General features: G+C 71.9%; 16 protein-coding genes. 4 read left to right on the forward strand and 12 right to left on the reverse strand.

What is annotated here, in order from left to right; genetic code table 11:
• Positions 1-25: 25 nt before the first annotated feature.
• A complete protein-coding gene (locus ACPWUT_RS13000) occupies positions 26-1018 on the reverse strand; it encodes an NADP-dependent oxidoreductase (protein WP_284530505.1) in 993 nt (330 codons plus the stop codon).
• A 190-nt stretch (positions 1019-1208) separates the two neighbouring features.
• On the opposite strand from ACPWUT_RS13000, the gene ACPWUT_RS13005 reads away from it, so the two are divergent.
• Positions 1209-1814, forward strand: coding sequence for a fasciclin domain-containing protein (locus tag ACPWUT_RS13005; protein WP_284530503.1), 606 nt, complete (start codon positions 1209-1211; stop codon positions 1812-1814).
• Between the two features lie 166 nt (positions 1815-1980).
• Here ACPWUT_RS13005 and ACPWUT_RS13010 read toward each other — a convergent pair whose 3' ends face one another.
• A complete protein-coding gene (locus ACPWUT_RS13010) occupies positions 1981-2592 on the reverse strand; it encodes a DUF1349 domain-containing protein (RefSeq protein WP_425838310.1) in 612 nt (203 codons plus the stop codon).
• Positions 2593-2619: 27 nt separating this feature from the next.
• Positions 2620-4668, reverse strand: a complete 2049-nt coding sequence (locus ACPWUT_RS13015; RefSeq protein ID WP_425842283.1) for a beta-galactosidase — start codon at positions 4666-4668, stop codon at positions 2620-2622.
• A 146-nt stretch (positions 4669-4814) separates the two neighbouring features.
• Here ACPWUT_RS13015 and ACPWUT_RS13020 point away from each other — a divergent pair, with 146 nt between their 5' ends.
• Together ACPWUT_RS13020 and ACPWUT_RS13025 are read left to right on the forward strand one after the other, a co-directional pair.
• The gene (locus ACPWUT_RS13020) at positions 4815-5417 is read left to right on the forward strand and encodes a TetR/AcrR family transcriptional regulator (protein ID WP_425838313.1); all 603 of its coding nucleotides are present in this window, start codon (positions 4815-4817) and stop codon (positions 5415-5417) included.
• Positions 5418-5607: 190 nt separating this feature from the next.
• Positions 5608-6486, forward strand: a complete 879-nt coding sequence (locus tag ACPWUT_RS13025) for a serine hydrolase domain-containing protein (RefSeq protein ID WP_425838316.1) — start codon at positions 5608-5610, stop codon at positions 6484-6486.
• Positions 6487-6618: 132 nt separating this feature from the next.
• Here the strand turns inward: ACPWUT_RS13025 and ACPWUT_RS13030 are convergent, their stop codons facing one another.
• From ACPWUT_RS13030 to ACPWUT_RS13045, 4 genes are read right to left on the reverse strand one after another with little or no spacing between them, the layout of a single operon-like run.
• Positions 6619-7785: a glycoside hydrolase family 1 protein gene (locus ACPWUT_RS13030; RefSeq protein ID WP_425838319.1), complete on the reverse strand. Its 1167-nt coding sequence runs from the start codon at positions 7783-7785 to the stop codon at positions 6619-6621.
• Between the two features lie 21 nt (positions 7786-7806).
• The gene (locus ACPWUT_RS13035) at positions 7807-8709 is read right to left on the reverse strand and encodes a carbohydrate ABC transporter permease (protein ID WP_425838321.1); all 903 of its coding nucleotides are present in this window, start codon (positions 8707-8709) and stop codon (positions 7807-7809) included.
• Between the two features lies 1 nt (position 8710).
• A complete protein-coding gene (locus ACPWUT_RS13040) occupies positions 8711-9694 on the reverse strand; it encodes a carbohydrate ABC transporter permease (RefSeq protein ID WP_425838324.1) in 984 nt (327 codons plus the stop codon).
• A gap of 5 nt (positions 9695-9699) precedes the next feature.
• On the reverse strand, positions 9700-10980 hold the full coding sequence (locus ACPWUT_RS13045) for a sugar ABC transporter substrate-binding protein (protein WP_284530492.1): 1281 nt from the start codon (positions 10978-10980) through the stop codon (positions 9700-9702).
• Positions 10981-11097: 117 nt separating this feature from the next.
• Here ACPWUT_RS13045 and ACPWUT_RS13050 point away from each other — a divergent pair, with 117 nt between their 5' ends.
• On the forward strand, positions 11098-11775 hold the full coding sequence (locus ACPWUT_RS13050) for a TetR/AcrR family transcriptional regulator (RefSeq protein WP_284530489.1): 678 nt from the start codon (positions 11098-11100) through the stop codon (positions 11773-11775).
• 19 nt (positions 11776-11794) lie between these two features.
• Here ACPWUT_RS13050 and ACPWUT_RS13055 read toward each other — a convergent pair whose 3' ends face one another.
• The 5 genes from ACPWUT_RS13055 to ACPWUT_RS13075 form a co-directional block, all read right to left on the reverse strand.
• On the reverse strand, positions 11795-12352 hold the full coding sequence (locus tag ACPWUT_RS13055) for a hypothetical protein (RefSeq protein WP_425838329.1): 558 nt from the start codon (positions 12350-12352) through the stop codon (positions 11795-11797).
• Positions 12349-13260 carry a class C sortase gene (locus ACPWUT_RS13060; RefSeq protein WP_425838332.1) on the reverse strand — a complete coding sequence of 304 codons (912 nt, stop codon included), beginning with the start codon at positions 13258-13260 and terminating at the stop codon, positions 12349-12351. The genes ACPWUT_RS13055 and ACPWUT_RS13060 overlap by 4 nt, the downstream gene beginning before the upstream one ends.
• Before the next feature lie 92 nt (positions 13261-13352).
• Complete coding sequence (locus tag ACPWUT_RS13065; protein ID WP_425838335.1) at positions 13353-14846, reverse strand: SpaH/EbpB family LPXTG-anchored major pilin; 1494 nt, start codon at positions 14844-14846, stop codon at positions 13353-13355.
• Between the two features lie 87 nt (positions 14847-14933).
• A complete protein-coding gene (locus tag ACPWUT_RS13070; RefSeq protein WP_425838338.1) occupies positions 14934-17414 on the reverse strand; it encodes a prealbumin-like fold domain-containing protein in 2481 nt (826 codons plus the stop codon).
• Positions 17415-17905: 491 nt separating this feature from the next.
• Positions 17906-20500: a helix-turn-helix transcriptional regulator gene (locus ACPWUT_RS13075; RefSeq protein WP_425838341.1), complete on the reverse strand. Its 2595-nt coding sequence runs from the start codon at positions 20498-20500 to the stop codon at positions 17906-17908.
• Positions 20501-20558 lie beyond the last annotated feature (58 nt).

Genomic DNA, 20558 nt, shown 5'->3' on the forward strand with positions numbered 1-20558 from the left:
CCTGACCGGCCCGGAAGGGCGCGGGTCAGCGCGCCGCCTCGAACACGTCGCGCGCCTTGAGCGAGCGCACCGTCGTCACCGGGCGCGTGCCCAGGATCACCTTGCCGCGGGCATGCAGGCGGGCGAGGTCCTCGTACGCCTCGGCGACGGCGGCGAGCGGATAGAAGCCCGACACCAGCACCGTGAACGCGCGCCGCTCGGCGAGGCGGACGACCTCCTCCAGCAGCCGCGTGCCGCGCGCGACCGCCGCGGGATCGTCGTCGAGCAGGCCGAGCTCGGTCTGCCGGCGGTCCTCGCTGGAGCGGTAGCGCGCCGGCGGCACGCCCAGCTCGTCGGCCAGGTCGCGGCCGTCCTGCCCGAAGTTGTCGACCATCGCGGTGACGGGGCGGCCGGCGGCGGCGCGGATGCGGTCGGCGATCCCCTCGCCGTAGCGCACCGGCTTGATGCCGAGCTGTCGCAGATAGTCGAAGTTGCGGTCGCCGCACGTGCCGATCACCGTGGCGCCGCGATGACGGGCGATCTGCGCCTCGATGCTGCCGACCCCTCCGGCCGCGGCGGAGATCACGACGACGTCGTCAGGCCCCACCCGCAGCTCGTCCACCGTGTCCAGCGCCGTCGCACCGGCGAGGTAGAGCCCTCCCGCCGTCTCCCACGTCACCCCGCGCGGTCGGGCGACCAGCGCCCCCTCCGACACGGTGACGTACTCGGCGTGGGCCCCGGCCCGCACATGGCCGATGACCTCAGCGCCCCGCCGGAACCGCGCCGCGCCGTCTCCCGAGGCCACGACGATCCCGGCGAAATCGCTCCCCGACCGGCGCGGCCACGGGTCGTCGCTCCAGGTCTCCTCCCGGCCCGACCGGATGAACCCGTCGATGTGGCTGATGCCGGTGGTGATCACCTCGACGGTGACCTCGCCCCGGCCGGGCGGGGTGAGCGGCCTCGGACGCAGCTCGAGCACCTCCGCTCCTCCCGGCCGGTCGTACTCGACGGTCAGCGCCTCGTCATGCCGTTTCACCATGATGACCTCTCCGCAGGAGGGCCGGGCGGGCGCCCGGCGTGTGTGCTCTGGTATTCGTCGCCGCGCGGGGAATCGGATGCAGGGAAATCGGTGCGGGTCGACTGCATCCGCCGACGACCTCGGCGACGTACATACGGATGACGCCCGGCCACTGGAGCCCGGACGCCTCTTCCAGACGAAGGAGTGAACGATGAACAAGCGCGTACGCGTCACGATCGCCGCCGTCGCGGCGGCCGCCCTGTCGCTGACGGCCCTGCCCGCCCAGGCCCACGGCGGCGGCCACAGCGGCACCGCCCCGAAGGGCACCATCGTCGACGTCGCGGTCGCGGCCTCGGGCGGCGGCACCCCCGACAAGAACCCGTGGGACTACGACCTGCTCGTCCAGGCGGTCGTGGCGACCGGCCTCGATGGGGCCCTGTCCGACACCGGGGCGACCTACACCGTGTTCGCCCCCAACGACCGGGCGTTCCTGCGACTGGTCACCGACCTCACCGGCACGCGGCCGGAGTCCGAGGCGGCGGCGCTGGAGACGATCGTCGGCGCGTTCACGACCGACCAGATCGCCGACATCCTGCTGTACCACGTGGTCGCCGGAAAGAGGCTCGGACCGGTCAAGGTCATCACCTCGAAGACGCTGACCATGGCCAACGGCGGCATCGTGAAGCCGCGCGGCCTCACCCTGCGCGACGAGACCCCGGCCCTGAAGGACCCGCGGCTGGTGCTGTGGCGCCTGAACATCCCGGCATCCAACGGCGTGATCCACACGATCGACCGGGTGCTCGTCCCCGCTCCCTGACGGCTCGCCCGACCCTCAGGGAGGACCTGCCGGAGCCGGCGCCCCCAACCCGCCGGCTCCCGCCGGGGGCACCTGCCTCCCGCCCGCGCCCGCCTCGCGTCCGCACGCGCAGGCCGCGCATCGGCGGGAGCAGGCGCTCCCGGCACCCGTCGAGGGCGCCGGTCGGTCAGTGCAGCGACGCGTCGGCCGGCGTCCGCCGCCAGGCCGTGAAGACCACTTCGAGGCCGGCGCGGGTCGGTGCGCACACGAACGGCCCCGCCGACGCGGTCCGCGCGCCGTCGAACGGGAGCACCCGCACGAGACGGAACGGCTCGTCGTCCGCCGCCACGCGCAGGGTCAGCGCGTCGTCGCCGCGGCTGACGCGCACGCGCACACGCCGCCCCGACCACTCGGGCACGGGGGCGACCGACCAGTCCGAGCGCACCGCGGTGACGACCGCGCCGACATTGAGCACGCCGTCGGCGAACTCGACACCGGATTTCACCCAGTGCTCGTGGTCGGCGCGGACGAACAGCCCGGCCTGGTCGAACTCCGCGGTGAAGTCCGCGCCGAACTCGACCTCCATCGCCGACCCCACCGGGAACGGAGCGAGCAGCGCGTGCTCGGTGTCGTGGACGAAACCGTAGGCGGTGTGGCGCCACGCGTCGCTGCCCTCGGCCGCGGTCACCCGCAGCGCGTCGCCCTCGATCGACGTGGCCGGCGGTTCGGTCGTCCACGTCCCCTCGGTCCAGGCGACGGCGCCCGTCGCGACGGTGGGCTGGGTCTCCTCGTGCGTCATGTCCTCAGCCTCTCAGCCCTCGGCCTTTCAGCCTGTCGACGACGACGCGCGCGTCGCCGACAGGCCGGCGCCGTCTGCCGGCGCTCCCGTCGCAGCGGCGTCCTGGGTGAGCACGGCCACCGAGCGCGGCGCGATGGTGAGGGCGCCCGCGTCGTCCGAGCCCTGGGCGCCGAGGGCCTCCCCGACGGCGGAGACGAGCACCGTCTCGTCGGTGCGATTGGCGAGGAAGACGAAGCGCGATCCGCCCGAGACGCGCACGATCACCTCCAGGCGCCCGTCGGCGGCGAGGTCGTCCCCGCGCAGCGCCTCGATCTCGCCGGCGAGGGCCCGGAGCACGCCCCGGGCGCCCGCGCGGGCGATGTCGGCCGACACGTAGACCGCCGATCCGTCGCCGACGCGGCGCCGGGTGACGGCGGGCGACCCGGCCAGGTCGCCGTCGGCGTACGTGTCGAGCACCTCGACGTCGGCGCCGACCCGCACGATCCGCTCGGTCCAGGTCGTCGCGACCGCGCCCGAGGCGAGGGCGACCGGAGCGCCCGGGAGCAGGGGCACGAACTCCTCCACGCTCACCCCGAGCAGATCGCGCAGCGCACCGGGGTAGCCGCCGAGCCAGACGCGGTCGTGCTCGTCGACGATGCCCGAGAAGTAGGTGGTCACGACATGGCGGCCGTCACGGACGACGGCTTCGAGCCGGCGGCGGAGGTCGTCGGGCACGACGTGCAGCATCGGGGCGATCACGACCTCGTAGTCGTCGAACGAGGCGCCCACGGGCAGCACGTCGGCGCGGATGCCGAGATCCAGCAGCGCTCGGTACCACTCCAGCTGCTCCACGTCGTACTGGAGCGCGTCGGTCGGGTGCGAGTCGCGTCCGCTGACCCACCAGGATTCGTAGTCGAACACGAGCGCCACGCGCGCCTTCTCGCGGTGGGATCCGGTGACGGGGGCGAGCGCGCCCAGCTCGCCGCCGAGGGCCACGACGTCGCGGAACACCCGGCTGCTCGGGCCGGCGTGCGGCACCATGCCGGAGTGGTAGCGCTCGCCTCCAGCGCGCGACTGGCGCCACTGGAAGTAGCAGACGGCGTCGGCGCCGTGCCCGACGTGGGTGAGCGCGTCGCGGATGAGCTCGCCCGGCCGCTTGGGCGGGTTGACCTCGCGCCAGTTGACGGCCGAGGTCGCGTGCTCCATCAGGAACCAGGGCCGACCGCCGGCGAGGTTGCCGGTCAGGTTCGCCCAGAACGACAGATCGTCGCGGCCGAGCTCGCCCGGGCGCAGGTAGTGGTCGTTGGAGACGAAGTCGACGTCGCCCACCCACGAGGCGTAGTCGATGTCCCGGACGTTCTGCGCCACCATGAAGTTCGTCGTGTACGGCACGTCCGGCGTCACCGCGCGGAGCACCTCGGCCTCGGCGCGCAGGTGGTCGCGCACGGCGTCCGACGAGAACCGCTCGAAGTCCAGCTGCTGGCCCGGGTTGCGCTGCGTGGGGGCCACCCGCGGCGGGAGGATCTCGTCCCAGGCGCCGTAGTGCTGCGACCAGAACGCCGTGCCCCACGCGTCGTTGAGCGCGTCGAGGGTGCCGTAGCGCTGCTGGAGCCACACCCGGAAGGCGCGCGCGGCGTCGTCCGAGTAGTCGTAGAGGTTGTGGCATCCCAGCTCGTTCGAGATGTGCCAGGCGACCAGCGCCGGGTGCGATGCGTAGCGCTCGGCGAGCGCGCGGGTGAGCCGGAGCGCGTACTCGCGGAAGATGGGCGACGTCGGTCGCCAGTGCTGGCGCGATCCGGGCGAGAGCACGGTGCCGTCGGCGGTCTCGGGGAGCACCTGGGGGTGGAGGCGCGTGAGCCACGGCGGCGGCGAGGCGGTCGCCGTGGCGAGGTCGACGTCGATCCCGTTCGCGTGGAGGAGGTCCATGACCTCGTCGAGCCAGGAGAAGTCCCACTCTCCGGGCCGCGGCTCCAGCAGCGCCCAAGAGAAGATGCCGAGCGAGACGATGTTCACCCCCGCCTCGCGCATGAGGCGCATGTCCTCCTGCCACACGTCGCGCGGCCACTGCTCCGGGTTGTAGTCGGCGCCGAAGCGCATCCGGTTCGGGCCGAGGGCGCCGTCCTTCACCCAGCGGGGCGCGGTCGTGGCGGCGTTCGGGATCGGGGGGATCGAAGTCACGCCGACAGCTTAGGTCAAAACCCGTGCACATGCACGGTTTATCTCGGAGCGGCTACGCTCGTGGCATGAGCGACGCCTCGCCCACCCGTCGCGGGCCCTACGCGAAGAGCGCCGAGCGGCGCAGCGAGATCATCGACTCGGCCACCGCGGTCTTCAGCGAGCACGGGTATCGCGGCGGCTCGCTCCGCCAGATCGCGAAGGATCTGGGGCTCAGTCTCACCACGGTCATGCACCACTTCCCGACGAAGGTGTCGCTGCTGGCCGCCGTCCTCGAGCAGGAGGACGCCGCCGACACCGACTTCGCCGACCGCTCGCGCCGCGACGGGTTCGTTCCGGCGGTGCTCGGCATCGTGGAGCGGAACCTCCGCCGGCGCGAGCTCGTCCGCATGTTCTCGATCGTCTCGGCCGAGGCGACCCATCCCGGTCACGAGGCGCACGAGTGGCTCCGCCATCGATACGCCACGGTCACCGCCGAGTACCGGATGCTCATCGCGCACGACCGCGCGCTCGGCCGCCTCACGAGCGACGCCGACCCGGCGATGCTCGCCGATCTGGTGGTCAGCGGCTGGGAGGGCATCCAGATCCGCTGGCTCGCCGACGGCACCGACCCGGTCGCCGCGATGCGCTCGCTGCTCGACACCCTCCTGCGCCCCGTCGACGCCCCCTGACCCCCCGGCCGCCCCGCCACCGCCACCACGCCGCCGCCGCCACCGCCGCCCGCCCCGCCACCGCCGCCGTTCGGCCCCGGCCCGTGGCAAAAGCAGGCTCAACCGCCGCTGCGGATGCCGCCACCCCCGCCTCGCCGGGTTCCAGCCTGCTTCTGCCACGTGCCGCCGAGGGCTGCGGCAGACTGAGGGAGTGACACGCGCCGACATCCTCGCCGACCGGATCGTGGCGGAGGTCGCGGCCAGCGGATTCCGCGCCCACGGGCTGCGGGTGCGTGTGGGCGATGAGGTGGCCGCGCATGACTGGTCCGAACCCGTGCGCCGTGACATCCACTCCGCGGCCAAGGGGGTCTGCGTGCTCGCCGCGGCGATCGCCTCCGACGAGGGGCTGATCGACCTCGACGCGCCTCTCGCCGATCTGCTGCCGGGCACGGCGCTGGCGGACGCGGAGGTCGGCGACGGCGTCGGCGGTGTCACGCTGCGGCGCCTGCTGTCCATGACGAGCGGCGTGGACCTCCCGTGGTCGGAGACCATGATGACCGACTGGCCCGATCTCGCGCGCGAGTTCCTGTCGCGGCCGTCGCGGGGGCGCGTCTTCCAGTACTCCAATGCGAGCACCTACACGGCCATGCGGGTGCTCGCCACCCGGACCGGCGACGTGCTCGACTATCTCGGGCCGCGCTTGCTCGATCCCCTCGCGATCCACGAGGCGGTGTGGGAGCGCTGCCCGCTCGGGTACATCGTCGCCGGCGGGGGCCTGGCCCTCACCACCGACGAGCTGTCGCGCATCGGCCTACTGATCCGCGACCGCGGCCGATGGCAGGGCCGAAGCCTCGTCTCGGCGCGGTGGATCGATGCGATGCACGCCGACGGAGGCCCCGCGGGATCGGGCCCGGGCTACGAGCGCTATGCGCTGTCGGGCTGGGGCGGACCGGGGATCGCGTGGCGCCTCCACGGCGCCTACGGGCAGCTGGTGATCTTCGCCGCGGACTCGGTGGTCACTGTCACCGCCGACGACCACGCCGGGGCCGACGCGCTGGCCGCCGCCATCGTCACCCTCACCGAAGCCTGACCCCCTCCCCTCGAGCCCCTCCTCTGAGGGTCCACCCCTGAGGGGCATGTCCCACTTTCGGTCGCTTTCGCCCGCTGCGAGCAACCGAAAGTGGGACATCACCAACCGAGAGTGGGACAACCCTGCCGACGGTCAGTCGACGGCGTTCGCGCGGGCGACCTCGCCGAGCCACCACAGGCTGGGCTTGGGATGACGCTCGAACGTCTCGCGGTCCCAGCCGATCAGGCCGAAGGTGGGCGCGAACGAGCCCCACTCGTAGTTGTCGAGCAGCGACCAGTGGAGATACCCGATGAGCGGCAGCCCCGCGGTGATCTCCGCGTGCAGCGCCCGCAGCGCGTCGCGGGTGTAGTCGATGCGGCGGCTGTCGTCGGCGGTGGCGATGCCGTTCTCGGTGACGAACACCGGCAGGCCCGTCACGTCGTGCGCGAGGCGGGCGGCCTCGGCGATCGCGGGCGGGTAGTACTCCCAGCCCGTGAGGGTCTGCTCCACGTCGTCCGGCGCGGGCAGCGGACCGTCGAGGGTGATGCGCGTGCGGGTGTAGGCCTGCACGCCGATGAAGTCGTCGCCGCGGGACGCCTCGAGGAAGACCGTCTCACGGGGGTACGCGTACGCCCGCAGCACCTCCTCGGCGCCCGGATCGGCGAAGAACTGCTGCGGCGCGACGGGCCATCCCACCGGGCGTCCCGTCGTGCGCACGAGCTCCACCGCGCGGTGGTGCGCGGCGATGATGTGCTCGGTGACGACGGCGTCGGGCTCCGGCAGCGACCCGGCCTGGATCTGCTGATTGCCCTCCTTGCCCGCGAAGATCATCGCGAGGATGTTGGGCTCGTTGATCGTGAACACGTGCGAGGCGGTGTGCAGCAGCGGCAGCACGATCTCGACGAAGCGCGCGAAGCGGTCGACGGATGCCGGGTTGCGCCAACCCCCGTCGGCGGCGAACCACTGCGGCGTCGTGAAGTGGTAGGTCGTGATCGCCGGGACCACGCCGAGCTCGTGGCAGCAGTCGATCACGCGCCGGTAGTGATCGAGCGCGGCGCGCGACACCATCCCCTCGGCCGGCTCGATGCGCGACCACTCCAGCGAGAACCGGTAGGTCCCGAGTCCGGACTTCGCGAGCAGCGCGATGTCCTCCCGGTACCGGTGGTAGCTGTCCGCCGCGTCGCCGGAGGGCTCCCCGATCGTGGTGTCGGGGGCCACCTCGCGCGGCCACCAGTCGCTGTTGACGTTTCCGCCCTCGATCTGGTGGCCGGCGGTCGCGGCGCCCCAGACGAAACCGGCGGGGAACGTGAGCGAAGTCATGGATGGGTTCCTTGTCTGGGCCTACTTGAGCCCGGTCATGGTGATGCCCTGCACGAAGTAGCGCTGCAGGAAGAGGAACAGGATGAGGATGGGGGTGACGACCAGGACGGATCCCGCCATCAGGAGCCCGTAGTAGGTGCCGTTGGAGCCCACGGAGTACAGCGACAGCGCGACCGGCAGCGTGTACATCGACTCGGTCTGGGCGACCACGAGCGGCCACAGGAAGTTATTCCACGAGGCGAGGAAGGTGAGGATCGCGAGGGTCGCCACGGCCGGTCCGCACTGCGGCATGACGACGCGGAGGAAGATGCGGAACTCGCCGGCGCCGTCGATGCGCGCCGCCTCGAGCAGAGCGTCGGGGACGCCCATGATGAACTGCCGCATGAGGAACACGCCCAGCGGCCCCGCGAGGAACGGCAGGATGAGCGCCGGATAGGTGTTGACGAGCCCCATGTTCGCCACGAGGACGAACATCGGGACGAGCGTCACCACGCCGGGCACCATGAGCGTCAGCAGCACGAGGGCGAACAGCACCTTCTTGCCGGGGAACTCCAGCTTGGCCAGCGCGTAGGCGACCATCGAGCAGAACACGATGTTGCCGAGCACCACCACGAGGGCGACGACCACCGAGTTGAAGAAGAACTGCCCGTAGTCCAGCTGCGTCAGCCAGCGCGAGTAGTTGTCGAGGGTCGCCTGCTCGGGCCACCAGGTGATGGGCCGCTGCAGCAGCTCGCCCTGGGTCTTGAAGCTGCCCAGGAGCATCCACAGGAACGGCATGAGCGTGATGATCAGGCCGACGGTCAGCGCCAGGTAGGTCAGGCTGCGCGACCACTGCGGGCGGCGCTGCGGGCGGCGACGCGGGGTCTCCGCCTCGGCGGGCCGCACCGGTTCGGCGGGCACGGGGGGTGAGGTGAGGGTGGTCATGTCAGTTGTCCTTCGAGCGCAGCAGCCGGAACTGCACCGCCGACAGCGCTGCGATGAACGCGAACAGCACGTAGGCGGCGGCGGAGGCCAGCGAGTAGTCGCCGTAGCCGAACTGGTTGTAGACGTAGTAGCTGATCGTGAGCGTCGAGTTGAGCGGGCCGCCCTGGGTCATGACGAAGGGCTCCTCGAACACCTGCAGGAAGCCGACCGACAGCAGCACCGCCCCCAGCAGCAGGGTGGGCCGCATGAGCGGGAGCGTCATGCCGGTGAACCGGCGCCACGCACCGGCGCCGTCGACCTCGGCCGCCTCGTAGACGTCGCGCGGGATCGCCTGGAGCCCGGCCAGGAAGATGATCATCAGCGTGCCCATGTTCCGCCACGCGCCCATCGCGATGATCGACGGCATGGCCCAGAACGGGTCGTTGAGCCAGTCGGGTCCGTTGATGCCGACCCAGCTGAGCACGGTGTTCATGAGGCCGGAGTCCTGGAGGATGAACCGCCACACGACGGCGACCGCCACGATCGAGGTCACCACCGGGGTGTAGTAGCCCACGCGGAACACGCCGCGGAACCTCTCGATGCCGGAGTTCAGCGCGACGGCGAGCAGCAGGCCGAGCGCCATCGTCAGCGGGATGCCGACCAGCACGAAGTAGAAGGTGTTGACGATCGACTTGACGAACAGCTCGTCCTGGAACAGCGTGACGAAGTTGTCGAAGGCGATGAAGTTCACCGCGAACGGCGAGCGCAGGTCCTTCACGCCGAGGTCGGTGAACGACATCGCGAACGAGCCGATCACCGGCCCCAGCATGAAGACCGCGAACACCACGAGGAACGGGAGGGCGAACAGCCACGCGACGAGCGCCGTGCGGCGACGCTGGGCGGCGAAGTTCCGCCGCCCAGCCTTCGCCGCGGCCCGGGCCTCGGACTTCGGGTCGGACTTCCGCGGGGTGTTCTTCGTGGGATCACCCGCGGTGGCCAGCGCCACGATGGTTACCAGCCCGTCCCGAGGGACTCGGCCTTCGCCTCGATCGCCGTGGCGGCGTCCTCGGCGCTCGAGCCGTTGGCCACCTTCTCGGCCTCGGTCTCGATGAAGGCCGACATCTCGTCCCAGCTGGGAACCGACGGCGGGGCGACGGTGTTCTGCAGCTGGTCGTTGAGGACCGACACGCGCGGGTCGGAGGTGAAGCCGTCGAGCGCGGAGGTCACGGCCGGCAGGCCGCTCGTGAGCTCGAACCAGGCCTCCTGGGTGTCGGCCTCGGCGAGCCAGCGGACGAGCTTCCACGCGCCGTCGGCGTTCTTCGCGTCGGCGAAGACGCCCAGGTGGCCGCCGCCGAGGTAGGAGTCGTTGTTCGCGGAGCCGGCGGGCACCGGCACCGTCGCGACGTTCTCGGCGACCCAGTCGGCATCCTTCATGTCGGCCAGCACCGACACCATCCACGGTCCGGAGATGAACGCGGGGTTGGAGCCGTCCGTGAAGGCGGCCGTCTGCGAGTCGCCGTAGCCCGACAGCGGCGCGAGGCCGTCGGTGAAGAACGAGCCGTAGTACTCGAGGGCCGCCACGAGCGCGTCGTGGTCCCACGCGTACGCGTCGCCGGCCTCGTTGAGCACCTGGCCGCCGGCCTGGGCGTAGAAGGGGAGGACGACCTGCGTCGAGTCCTCGGCGTCGCCCATCGGCAGCTGCAGGCCGTACTGCGCACCTTCGGCCTTGAAGCCCTCGGCGAACGCGGTGAGCTCCTCCCACGACGTGGGGGCGGACATGCCGGCAGCATCGGCGAGATCGCTGCGGTAGTACAGCACGCGGGTCTCGACGTACCACGGCACGGCGTACGAGACGCCCTCGACGGTGGTCGACTCGGCCGCCGTCTCGTTGAGCGTCGCGGTGTCGACCACGCCGTCGGGCACCGGGGCCAGGCCCCCGGCCGCCACCATCGACGGGAGCAGCGAGGAGCCGATCATGATGGCGTCCGGCACGGTCCCCGCCGCCACCGCGGTCTGGTACTTGGTCATCACGTCGGCCCACGGGATCGAAGTCACCGTGACCGTGGCGTCGGGGTTGTCCTCGATGAACGCGTCGGCGAAGCCGCCGAGGTTCTCGCCCTCTTCGCCCATCGCCCAGATGGTGATCTCGCCCGTGGCGGGCGCGTCGTCGATGGCTGCCGTCGACGGCCCCTCACCGGTGGGCGTCTCGTCCGTGCGGCCGCAGCCCGCCAGCGCGAGCACTCCGACGATGCCGATCGCGCCGAGCGCGACCGCCTTGCGTGCCATCTTCATGGTCTTCTCCTCGTTGAGCCTGGAACACGTCTCCGTGGTTCGGAAACAAACCTAGCAACTGCTTGCTTAGTTTGTTCAGCATAGACTGAGACCGAATCGCCTGCAAGGGAGTAGCGAATGAGCGACGACGACCTCCGAGCCGACGGCGCGCCGCCGGCCTCGGTGCCCGCGGCCCGCACCGACCTGCGCCGCGTGCGCGGCGACGTGCGCCGCAAGCGGATCCTCTCGGCTGCGGTGGAGGTGTTCGGCGAACAGGGCTACCGGGGCACATCGCTGCGCGAGATCGCCCGCCGGGTCGGCATCTCTGATGCCGGGCTGCTCCACCACTTCGGGTCGAAGACGGGGCTGCTGGCGGCGACCATCGCCGAGCGCGACGAGCGCGACCGCGAGCGCCGCGAGGAGTCGGAGGCGTCCGGTGTGGCGTTCGTCGACACCATGCGGGATCAGGTGGCGCGCAACGCCCACTCCCCCGGGCTGGTGGCGCTCCACGTCGTGCTGTCCGCCGAGGCGACCGATCCGCAGCACCCCGCGCACGAGTCGTTCCGCGAGCGCTACCGGCATCTGCGCCATCAGGACGATCAGGCCTTCGCGCGCCTGCAGGAAGACGGCCAGCTCCGCACCGACCTCGACCCCCGCCGGGTGGGTCAGCTGGTGACGGCGATGATGGACGGGCTGCAGCTGCAGTGGCTGCTGGACCCCGACCAGGTCGACATGGTGGGGCTCTTCGAGGATTTCCTGCACCTGCTGGAGATCCCTGCGCCGGACTCCGGCGCGGGCGCAGCCGAGCACGACTGACCCGGAGACCGCGGCACGGTCACCGCCCGAGGGCGCGGGCGTCCACCGGCGCGAGGCCGACGAAGCGCATGAGGTTCTGCCCGTAGAAGCAGGTCTGGAGCAGGAACTCCCCTTGCATCCCCTGCAGAAGGTGGGCGTCGGCCCACTTGACCGTGCGACGCTCCTCGACGACCTCGTAGACGGTGTCCGACCCCTCCACGCGCACGCGCTCGCCGATGCCCCAGCCGAGGATGGCATCGCCGCCGCAGAAGTTGTGCGCCGCGTAGAGCGGGGGCACCCCGTCGAGGCGGTAGCCCACCATCTCGGTGAAGGTGCCGTCGCAGTCGTCGAGGTCGCGGATCTGCCCCTCGTCTCCGAGGCGGATCACGGGCAGATCGTCGGGGGCGAAGAGGTTCCGCAGCTGCGTGGTGATCGTCACCTTCGCCTCACCGGTCACCCGGTCCACCGCCTCGGGGGCGAACGCCGATGCGAGGGAGAAGACGAGGCCGAGCACCACCAGGACGACGCTGATGACCAGCAGCACGCGGCCGCCGCGGCGGCTGCGCGTCGGCAGACCTGTCTCGTCGGCGGCGCTCATCGGCGACGGCGCCGCGGCGTCACCGCGACGGCGGCCAGCGCGGGGACCCCGACCAGGATGAGGGCCCACCACGGGAAGCCCGCGGCCCCCGTGTCGTCGGCGAGGACCGAGCGCGTCTCGCTCTCGGCAGGAGCGTCCACGCGCTCGGCGCGCACGAGGAGCCGGTGCGTGTTGACGCCGGTCGGCGTGCACGTCACCAGGGTCACGTAGTCGCGGCCGGCCTCTTGACGGAGCGCCTCGGTCTCGTCGGGAAGGACCACGATCGACTGGTCGACCTCGTAGTAGAGGTCCTCGCCGAGGGTCGTGAGCACGATGAGATCACCCTCGCGCAGCTCGGCGATGTGGTCGAAGAGGGTCGCCTGCACGAAGCCGGTGTGCCCGGCGAGCACCGTGTGGGTGCCGCTGCCCCCGACCGGGAGCGAGGAGCCGTAGAGGTGTCCCACGCCGCGGGAGAGCATGCCCTCCTCGGTGCCGTGGAAGATCGGCAGGTCCACGTCGATCGACGGGATGCGCACGCGCGACATCGCCTCGACCCCGGGCACGCGCAGCAGCCGGGCGTACGCGTCCGCGCCGAGGCCGACCTCGGCCTGCCGGCCGTCCGCGCCCAGCGCATAGGGGTCGCGGAGCGGGCCGGAGGGCAGGACCTCGTTGTACTCGCGCGCCGCGTCGCGCAGCGCCTCGAGCTCGCGGTCCGGAACCGACTCGACCGTCTGGACGTAGCCGTCGACCTCGGTGTCGTGCTTCCACGCCGAGAACCAGCTCGCCGCCATCGGATAGACGAGGACGGCGGCGCCCAGCGCGGCGACGATCACGACGATCGTCTGCGTCCCTCCCCACCGTCGCTTCGGGCGCGCACGCGGGTCGCGCCGGACCGCGGCGGCGGGCTCGGGGAGTTCGAGGAGGGTCATGCGGGTGTCCTGATTCGGCGAGGGGGTGGGGGGAATGGACCGTGCGGAGGAGGGACGTCGTCGCCTCCCCCGCACGGCGGGTCACTCGGATGTCACGCGTCGGCGTGGGCCTTGCGACGGGAGTAGACGGCGAGGAACACCGCACCGGCGAGCAGCATGCCGCCGCCCAGCCAGAAGAGCGTCGTTCCGGCGCCACCGGTGTTGGGCAGCTCGAAGCCGGCGTTGCTCGGCACGTTCACGACCTCGAGGTCGACGCCCGCGGCGGTGGTCGCCGCCGTGATCGTGAACTCGATGGGCTCGGCGAGCAGCTCGAAGCCGTCGGGCGCGACGATCTCGGCGAGCCAGTAGGTCTGGTAGCCGTCCTGGCCCGGGGCGACGGCGGCACCGTCGGCCCAGTCCGAGTAGCGCAGGCCGCTGAGGGTGACCGTGCCGTCTGCGGCGACCGTGAACTCGGTCGCGCCGTCCAGGACGATCGCGTTGGTGCCGTCGATCGCGTCCTGCTCGGTCGGGTACACGGAGAACACCGCACCGGTCAGCGGCGCGCCGGCCTCGTCGACCTTCTCGATCGTGAGGTCGCCCCACTTGGTGATGACCTCGGGGGTGACGGTCGGTCCGCCGGGCTGGCCGGGCTGGATGGTGAACGATCCGGCGTTCGGGTAGAGGACCGCGGTGTTGACGATCTCGCCCACGGCGTTGACCGTCGCGGTGAGGACGACGACCACCTGCAGGTCGGTGTGGGCCTCGAGCAGGTCGCGGCCGGCCTGGGTGAGGACGATCTCGACGACCGGCCCGCCGGCGGCTGCCGCCGCGGGGGTGATCGCGTAGTCGACGCCTTCGACGAGCACGGTGCCGTCGCTCAGCTCGACCGTCGCGGCGCGGTAGTCGAGCTTCGCGTCGAGGTCGTCGACGATCTTGTAGCCGTCGATGACGGCCACGTTCGGGATGTCCGCCGTGATGGTGAACTCGATCTCGTCGCCGATCTTGACGTCCTCGGAGTCCTCGACGGTCTTGTCGACCTCGGTGAGGGCGTTCTTCGGGTAGACGTGCACGTCGTAGAGCCAGTTGTCGTCGTCTGCCGGGTCGGTCAGCGGGACCGTCACCAGGAACGGCGCGACACCGGTCGAGCCCGCCAGCGGGCTCGTCTCGACCACGTAGTAGAGGCCGAGATCGAGGCCCGAGAGGGTGATCTCGCCGGCCGCGTCGGTCAGCTGCTCGCCGCCGACGGGGGTGATCGAGTAGCCCGCGCCCGTGATCGACTGGTCGGTGCCGTCGAACGTGTCGGCGAGCTCCGAGGCGTCGAGCCAGCCGGCGTTGGTGGTCAGGTCGACGGTGTCGACCTTGTAGACCGTGAACCCGACACCCGCGAGGGCGGGCAGGTTCACCGACTGCTCGGTGCCGTCGTTCGGGAGGCCGGTCGGGGTGACCGGTGCCTCGTACTTGTGGATCGTGAGCGAGCTGGTGGCGTCGGGGTCCACCAGGTTCGGCGTCGCCGCGTGCGCGGGCGCGGCGAACGCCAGGGCGGCGAGGCCGGCCGCGAGGACGGCTGCCGCAGCGCGTGACCCGCGCAGTTTCGTGGGAGTGTTCACTGTTTCTCTTTCTGATCGACCGGGTCTCCCCGGGGTCTGGGCGTCCGGGTGCAGGACCGGCGGACGGTTGGTGCGGGGTGGAGGGAGTCAGTCGCGGGCTGCGGGACCGCGGCGTCGGGCGCGGAGCGCCAGGCCCGCCGCCGTCATCACGAGCAGCGCGCCGCCGACGAGGTAGGGCGCCGTGCCCGTGCCGCCGGTCTCGGGCATGACGAACGCCGGGACGTCGCGCACGGTGATGAGCTGCCCGGCGGCGGTCACCGCTCCGCCGCCGTTGCCGGTGATCGACACCGTGCGGTCGGGGTTGATGGTGAACTGCACGGGCTGGGCGAGCAGGCTGAATCCGTCGGGAGCGGTGAGCTCGCTGAGCCAGTAGACGCCGGCCGGGATCGCGTCGATCCGGAACAGGCCGGTCTCGACATCGACCCAGGACACGGCGATCGCCGTGCCCGGCTCGCCGGCGACGTCTTCGAGGATCGCGAAGGACGAGCCGTCCATGCGCACCCAGTCGCCGCTCGAATCCTCGCCGACCTTCTCCACCTGGAGCGGGATGAGGAACACCTCGATGGGAGTCAGGGTGTCATCGGGGTTCGAGACGACGGGCTCGCCGACGGGGTCGATCCCGTGCGCCGTGGCGACGTTGACGACCTGTTCGGCATCGACGTCGGCCTGGATCACGACGTACGGCTCGTCGGCGGTGCACGTCGAGGTCTCACCGGGGGCGAGCGTGGTGGGCTCGCACGTGACGGGGATGCCGAACTGCGTCAGCAGGTCGTCGTCGATGGCCACGTCGGTGACCGTCACGTTGCCGGTGTTGGTCACCTCGAAGGTGTAGAGGATGTGGTCGTCGAGCCCGGTCACGCCGTCGCCGTCGACGTCCTCGACCGACGCCGACTTCTCCAGCAGCAGCTCCGGCGACTGCACGGCGGGGATGATCTCGTCGTCGGTGTCGGTCACGTTCGGCCCCACGGCGGGAGTGCCGGTGGCGCGCGCGACGTTCGTCAGCCGCTCGGCGTCCAGGTCGCCCTGCTGCACCGTGTAGGTGGCGGTGCAGGTCATCTGGGCGCCGCTGGCGAGGGTCGCGCCCTGCGCGGGGGTGCAGCTGAAGGCGCTCATGTCGCCGACGCCCGAGAAGGAGGCCTCGGAGATCGTCACGTTCGTGAGATTGGTGTTGAGCGTCGTGTTGGTGGGCGCCTTCGGCGTCGTGTTGGTGGCGACGAAGGAGTACGTGATGACGTCCCCGACCTCGGTGTAGAGCTTGACGGCCGGGTCGTCGGCGACGACGGGGACCCCGTTGACCGCGGTGATGGTCTTCACGATGTCGATCGACGGCTGGATGACCTCGAGCGACGCGTTGGCCGGCGGGTTGAGGTTGGTGGTGATGTTGGCCGGGCCGTTGACGTAGGTGCCGTTGACGGCGGAGGTCACGTCGACCGTGATCGTGCAGGACGCCTGATTGAGCGCGAGGTCGCCGCCGGTCACCGAGACGGTCGTGCCGCCGGCCGGCGCGCTGACCGCATACGCCGCACCGGCACGCTGGATGCAGGTGCCGCCGACGTTGGGCGATGCCGCGATCCGCAGGTCGGTCGGCAGGGCGTCGGTGATGAACCAGTCCGTCTTGGCCATCAGGTCGGAGGTGTTGGTCACCGTGAGCGTCATCGTCGAGGTGCCGCCGTTGCGGATCACCGTCGGGCTGAACGCCTTGTCGAGCTGCGGGGTGACGTCCACGATCTGCGGGAGGTCGAACGCCACGTCGTTGCCCGACCCGCTGGTCTGCGCGTTGTAGAGCGACAGCCCGAGGTTGGCCGTCGTCCCGACGGGCACCATGTACGCCGCCGACTGCAGCTTCGTCACCTGCGGGCCCCAGTCGGTCGAGTTGGTGCAGGGGTTGAGGTTCGAGCTCAGCACCACCGGAGTGCCGTTCACGATCAGCGAGAACCGCTCGCGCGGCTGCGTCGTGCCGCCCACCGCGGGGCAGCTGGTGGCGGCGAAGTACGCCGAGACCGCGTAGTAGTGGCCCCCCGTGCCGGTGATGGTGTTGCGCGTCTGGAACTCCACGCCCGCGGCGATCGTGCCGACGGCGGCGTTCGTGTACTCGGTGAGCACCTGGTTGGCCGCCGCCTGCGCCGGGGTCATGCCCTGCGCGAGACCGAGCGCCACCGCCATGTCGCGCAGCTGCTGCCAGCCGTCGGGCTGGTTGCGCGCGCATCCGAGGTCGGTGAGCGGCAGCAGCGTCGTGCTGCGCATGATCCAGCCGTTGCACTGATTGCCGGCGGGCGTCCACTGCGTGTCGGCGGTGTAGCTGGAGTTGGCCGCCGCGGCGCCGCCCGTGTAGGTGCGGATGTCGATGGCGTTGACGGCCGCGTTCTGGTTCGAGAAGTCCTCGGTGTAGACCGGCGTTCCCGCCTGGGGCGTGCCCGGCGTGCCCGGCACCGTCGCGGAGGCGACGAGCGTCGAGGGCGCGGTGAGGGCCGCGGCGACCACGGCGATGCCGAGGAGTCGGGCGATGCGGCCCCGGCCGGTGCGCGCGGGGCGCGGACGCGGCGTCAGGCGGCGGGAGCGCTGGCTCATGTGATTTCCGTTCGTTTCTCGTGCGCGATCGCGCAAGCGGACCCCGGGGCCCGTGGGGGCCGGCCGAGCCGCTGACCCCTCCTCGGGATGGAGGCGGTACGGCTCGCCGACGATGTCGTGCACAGATCAGGACTGCGCGGATGCGCGATCGTGACGCCCGGGCCGGAAAAAGATCTCGCGGGCCCGCCCGGCGTGGAGGCCGCCCCCTCGCGCGGGGGTACCGAAGCGCGAGGAGGCGGCGGATCGCCGACGAGTCGTACGATCCCGGCGCCCATTGGGGGTGGGGCGCGGCCTGTCGCGACCCCCCGGTCGCAACTCCACAAAGCTAGGGTCCGCGCGCAGCGCCACCGGCCGTGAGAACACCGCTTGCGTAGTCCGCGCGGCGATTATCGGTATCCGCGGCGCACCGGAACCGCCGTCATCCCGCCGATGTGCGTAGTCCGGGCGCCGCGGGGTGCCCCGCCTCCCGCACCCAGCCAGGGAGCGGCGCGTCAGGCGAGCGCGGCGTGATGGCGTCGCAGCGCGCGACGGTCGCGGATGCCGAGCTTGCGCATCACGCGGTGCATGTGGCTCTCCACCGTCCGGACGCTCAGCACCAGTCGTGCCGCGATCTCACGGTTCGACAAACCTTCGCTGGCGAGCCGGCCGACTTCCTTCTCGCGCTCGGTGAGGACGACCGACGTCGCGCGGAACCGCGCCGTGTCGATGACCCGGCCGGGGTGGGCGTCGCGGATCTCCCGCGCGAGATCATTAGCCCGCCGCTGCCCGCCGGACGAGCCCGACTCGGCGAACCACCCCGCCGCCAGCTGGCACGCCGAGAGGGCGAGCCCGGTGAGCCCGGCCCTGCGCAGGGCCGGCACCGCGGCCGTCATGGCGTCGGGGTCGAGGTCGACCAGCGCCGACACGAACCCGGCGTGGGCGCGCAGGGTGACGGCCTCGGGCAGCTCGTCGAGATGCGCGCGGACGACGGCGAGGCGGTCGGGGTCCGGGGCGAGCTCGACGGCGGCCAGCATGCCGGTGAGGGCGGCGAAGCGCGCACCGCGGCCCCACAGCACCTCGGAGGACGACCACAGCAGCTCCCCCGCCTCGGCGGTGCGCCCGTCGAAGGCCAGGAGCTGCACCCGCGGCCAGGCGTGCGACTGACCCGGCAGGGGACCGTCGGGGGTGCGGATGGCGTCCAGCTCGGCCGCGAACCGCTCCCCGGCGCCCACCTGCCCGCGGCGGACGGCGAGCACGGCGGCGCTGGCCAGCAGCGACTGCTGCAGTCCCGGGGGGAAGGGGGCGGGCTCGCCCGCCGCGAAGACCGCGTCGAGCATCTCGTCGACGGCCGCGTAGTCGCCCGCGAGCAGATGGCACAGCGAGGCCGCGGCCGCGAAGGCGCGGACGGCGTCGATGTCGAGGTAGCCGTGGGACTCGTCGAACCCGCGGTGGAGCAGCTGGAGCGCCTCCTCGCCCCTGCCCTCGCCCAGCAGCACCAGCCCCATCAGCGCGCGCGGGATGTAGGCCTCGTGCGCGGTGTCGAGCGCCTCGACGAACGCGAACGCGCGGCGGGCGTCGGCGAAGCGGCCGAGGATCACCAGCACGAGCATCTGCGTCTCGAGCAGGGCGAGCTGGACCGCGGGAGGCAGATCCTCGCCCGCCTCCAGCCGCGCGCCGAAATCGGCGGGCACCGTCGCGAGGTTGGCGTGGAGGCGCACCTCGCACGCGTCCAGCATCCGCCCGTACACCCCGAGCGCGGGCGCCTCGCGCCGCAGCTCGGCGCACGCCGCGTCGAGGTCACCGTCCACGTAGGCGAGCCACTGCGCCCGCAGCACCCAGAAGTCCGCGCGGCCGGCGGGGTCGCCGTGCGCCGCATCGGTCGTCGACAGCACGTCGGCGATCGTCTCCTTCGCCGCGCGCGTGTGGGTGTGCATCAGGGCGCGGACGTACCGGACGGCGGTCTCCGGCGACGGGTTGGCCTCCCACTCGGCGGCCGTCACGATCCGCCGCGCGCGAGCGCGCTCCTGCAGCAGCCGGGCGAACATCGCCTCGCGCTCTCCGCTGTGCGGGCTGCGGGGCTCCGGCTCGGCGAGGATCGCCGACGACGACGGCGCCGTGCCCAGCCGCTGCGTGATGAGGTCGGTCAGCCGGATGCGCCGCGTCGTCAGCGGCTCGTGCCGGAAGAACTCGACCAGCAGCGGCGGGACGACCGTGACCAGGTGGCGTTCGCCGCTGCGGATGAAGCGGATCATCCGCCGCTCCTCGAGCAGCTCGAGCGCGCGCCAGTCCACGAGCTTGCGCACCGTGCCGATGTCGGCGACCCCCACGATCGCGATGATCTCCAGGGTGTCCAGCGCGTCCTCGGGGAGGTTCTCGAGGTGCGCTTCGAGCACCGCCCGCAGCGCCGGGCTCCACAGGTCGCGCGTCGCCGTCCAGGTCTCGCCGTCGTGCCGGGCCATGCGGCCCTCGCGCAGCGACGCGTCGACGAGGCCCAGCGCGAGCCCGATGCTGCCGCCGGACTTGGCGAAGATCCTGCTCGTGGTGCCGGGATCGATCGGGGCCGAGACGTACGTCTCCAGGATCTTCTCCATCGCCTCGAAGCGCAGCGGCACCATGTCGATGACGTACGCCGGCTCCAGCGTCGAGGCCGCGAGGCCGCTGGGGGTGTGCCGGGCGCGGAGCCCCTGGAGTCGCGACAGCACGACGGGCACGCCGGCGGCGCGACGCACGGTCTCGACGATCCCCCACGAGGACTCGTCCAGGTCGTCCCAGTCGTCGATCATCAGCACGGATCGGGGCTGACGGAGGGCGGCCCGCAGCGCTTCGCCGGTCTCGAACAGCGAGCCCCGCGACGACGGCGCCGCGGTGGGCCCGAGGCCCGCAAGCTGGAGGGCGGCCAGCGGATGCTGGCGCAGCGACGCCACGCCGCGCACCTGCACCGCCGTCCAGTCGTCGTCGACCAGTCGCGTCCGCAGCGCGGTGAGGAAGGTGCTGCGCCCCGATCCCCGTCCCCCGACGACGTCGATGCTGACGCCCGCACGCACCAGCTCGACGGCGGTCATGAGCTCCTGTTCGCGACCGATCATCATGAGCTCCCGCTTCCTCACGCACGCTCCTGACGCAAACGTAGACCTCATGTCGGCCGGCGCAGAAGGGACCCGTCCG

The organism is Microbacterium sp. PA5 (genome assembly GCF_049860775.1).
GTDB lineage: Bacteria > Actinomycetota > Actinomycetes > Actinomycetales > Microbacteriaceae > Microbacterium.

Bases quoted from the DNA above. Each gene is read 5' to 3' on its own strand.
- ACPWUT_RS13020 (WP_425838313.1), top strand. From the start codon at position 4,815: ATGAGCGACGCCTCGCCCACCCGTCGCGGGCCCTACGCGAAGAGCGCC.
- ACPWUT_RS13030 (WP_425838319.1), bottom strand. From the start codon at position 7,785: ATGACTTCGCTCACGTTCCCCGCCGGTTTCGTCTGGGGCGCCGCGACC.
- ACPWUT_RS13010 (WP_425838310.1), bottom strand. From the start codon at position 2,592: ATGACGCACGAGGAGACCCAGCCCACCGTCGCGACGGGCGCCGTCGCC.
- ACPWUT_RS13015 (WP_425842283.1), bottom strand. From the start codon at position 4,668: ATGCGCTTCGGCGCCGACTACAACCCGGAGCAGTGGCCGCGCGACGTG.
- ACPWUT_RS13050 (WP_284530489.1), top strand. From the start codon at position 11,098: ATGAGCGACGACGACCTCCGAGCCGACGGCGCGCCGCCGGCCTCGGTG.
- ACPWUT_RS13005 (WP_284530503.1), top strand. From the start codon at position 1,209: ATGAACAAGCGCGTACGCGTCACGATCGCCGCCGTCGCGGCGGCCGCC.
- ACPWUT_RS13045 (WP_284530492.1), bottom strand. From the start codon at position 10,980: ATGAAGATGGCACGCAAGGCGGTCGCGCTCGGCGCGATCGGCATCGTC.
- ACPWUT_RS13055 (WP_425838329.1), bottom strand. From the start codon at position 12,352: ATGAGCGCCGCCGACGAGACAGGTCTGCCGACGCGCAGCCGCCGCGGC.
- ACPWUT_RS13070 (WP_425838338.1), bottom strand. From the start codon at position 17,414: ATGAGCCAGCGCTCCCGCCGCCTGACGCCGCGTCCGCGCCCCGCGCGC.
- ACPWUT_RS13060 (WP_425838332.1), bottom strand. From the start codon at position 13,260: ATGACCCTCCTCGAACTCCCCGAGCCCGCCGCCGCGGTCCGGCGCGAC.
- ACPWUT_RS13000 (WP_284530505.1), bottom strand. From the start codon at position 1,018: ATGGTGAAACGGCATGACGAGGCGCTGACCGTCGAGTACGACCGGCCG.
- ACPWUT_RS13035 (WP_425838321.1), bottom strand. From the start codon at position 8,709: ATGACCACCCTCACCTCACCCCCCGTGCCCGCCGAACCGGTGCGGCCC.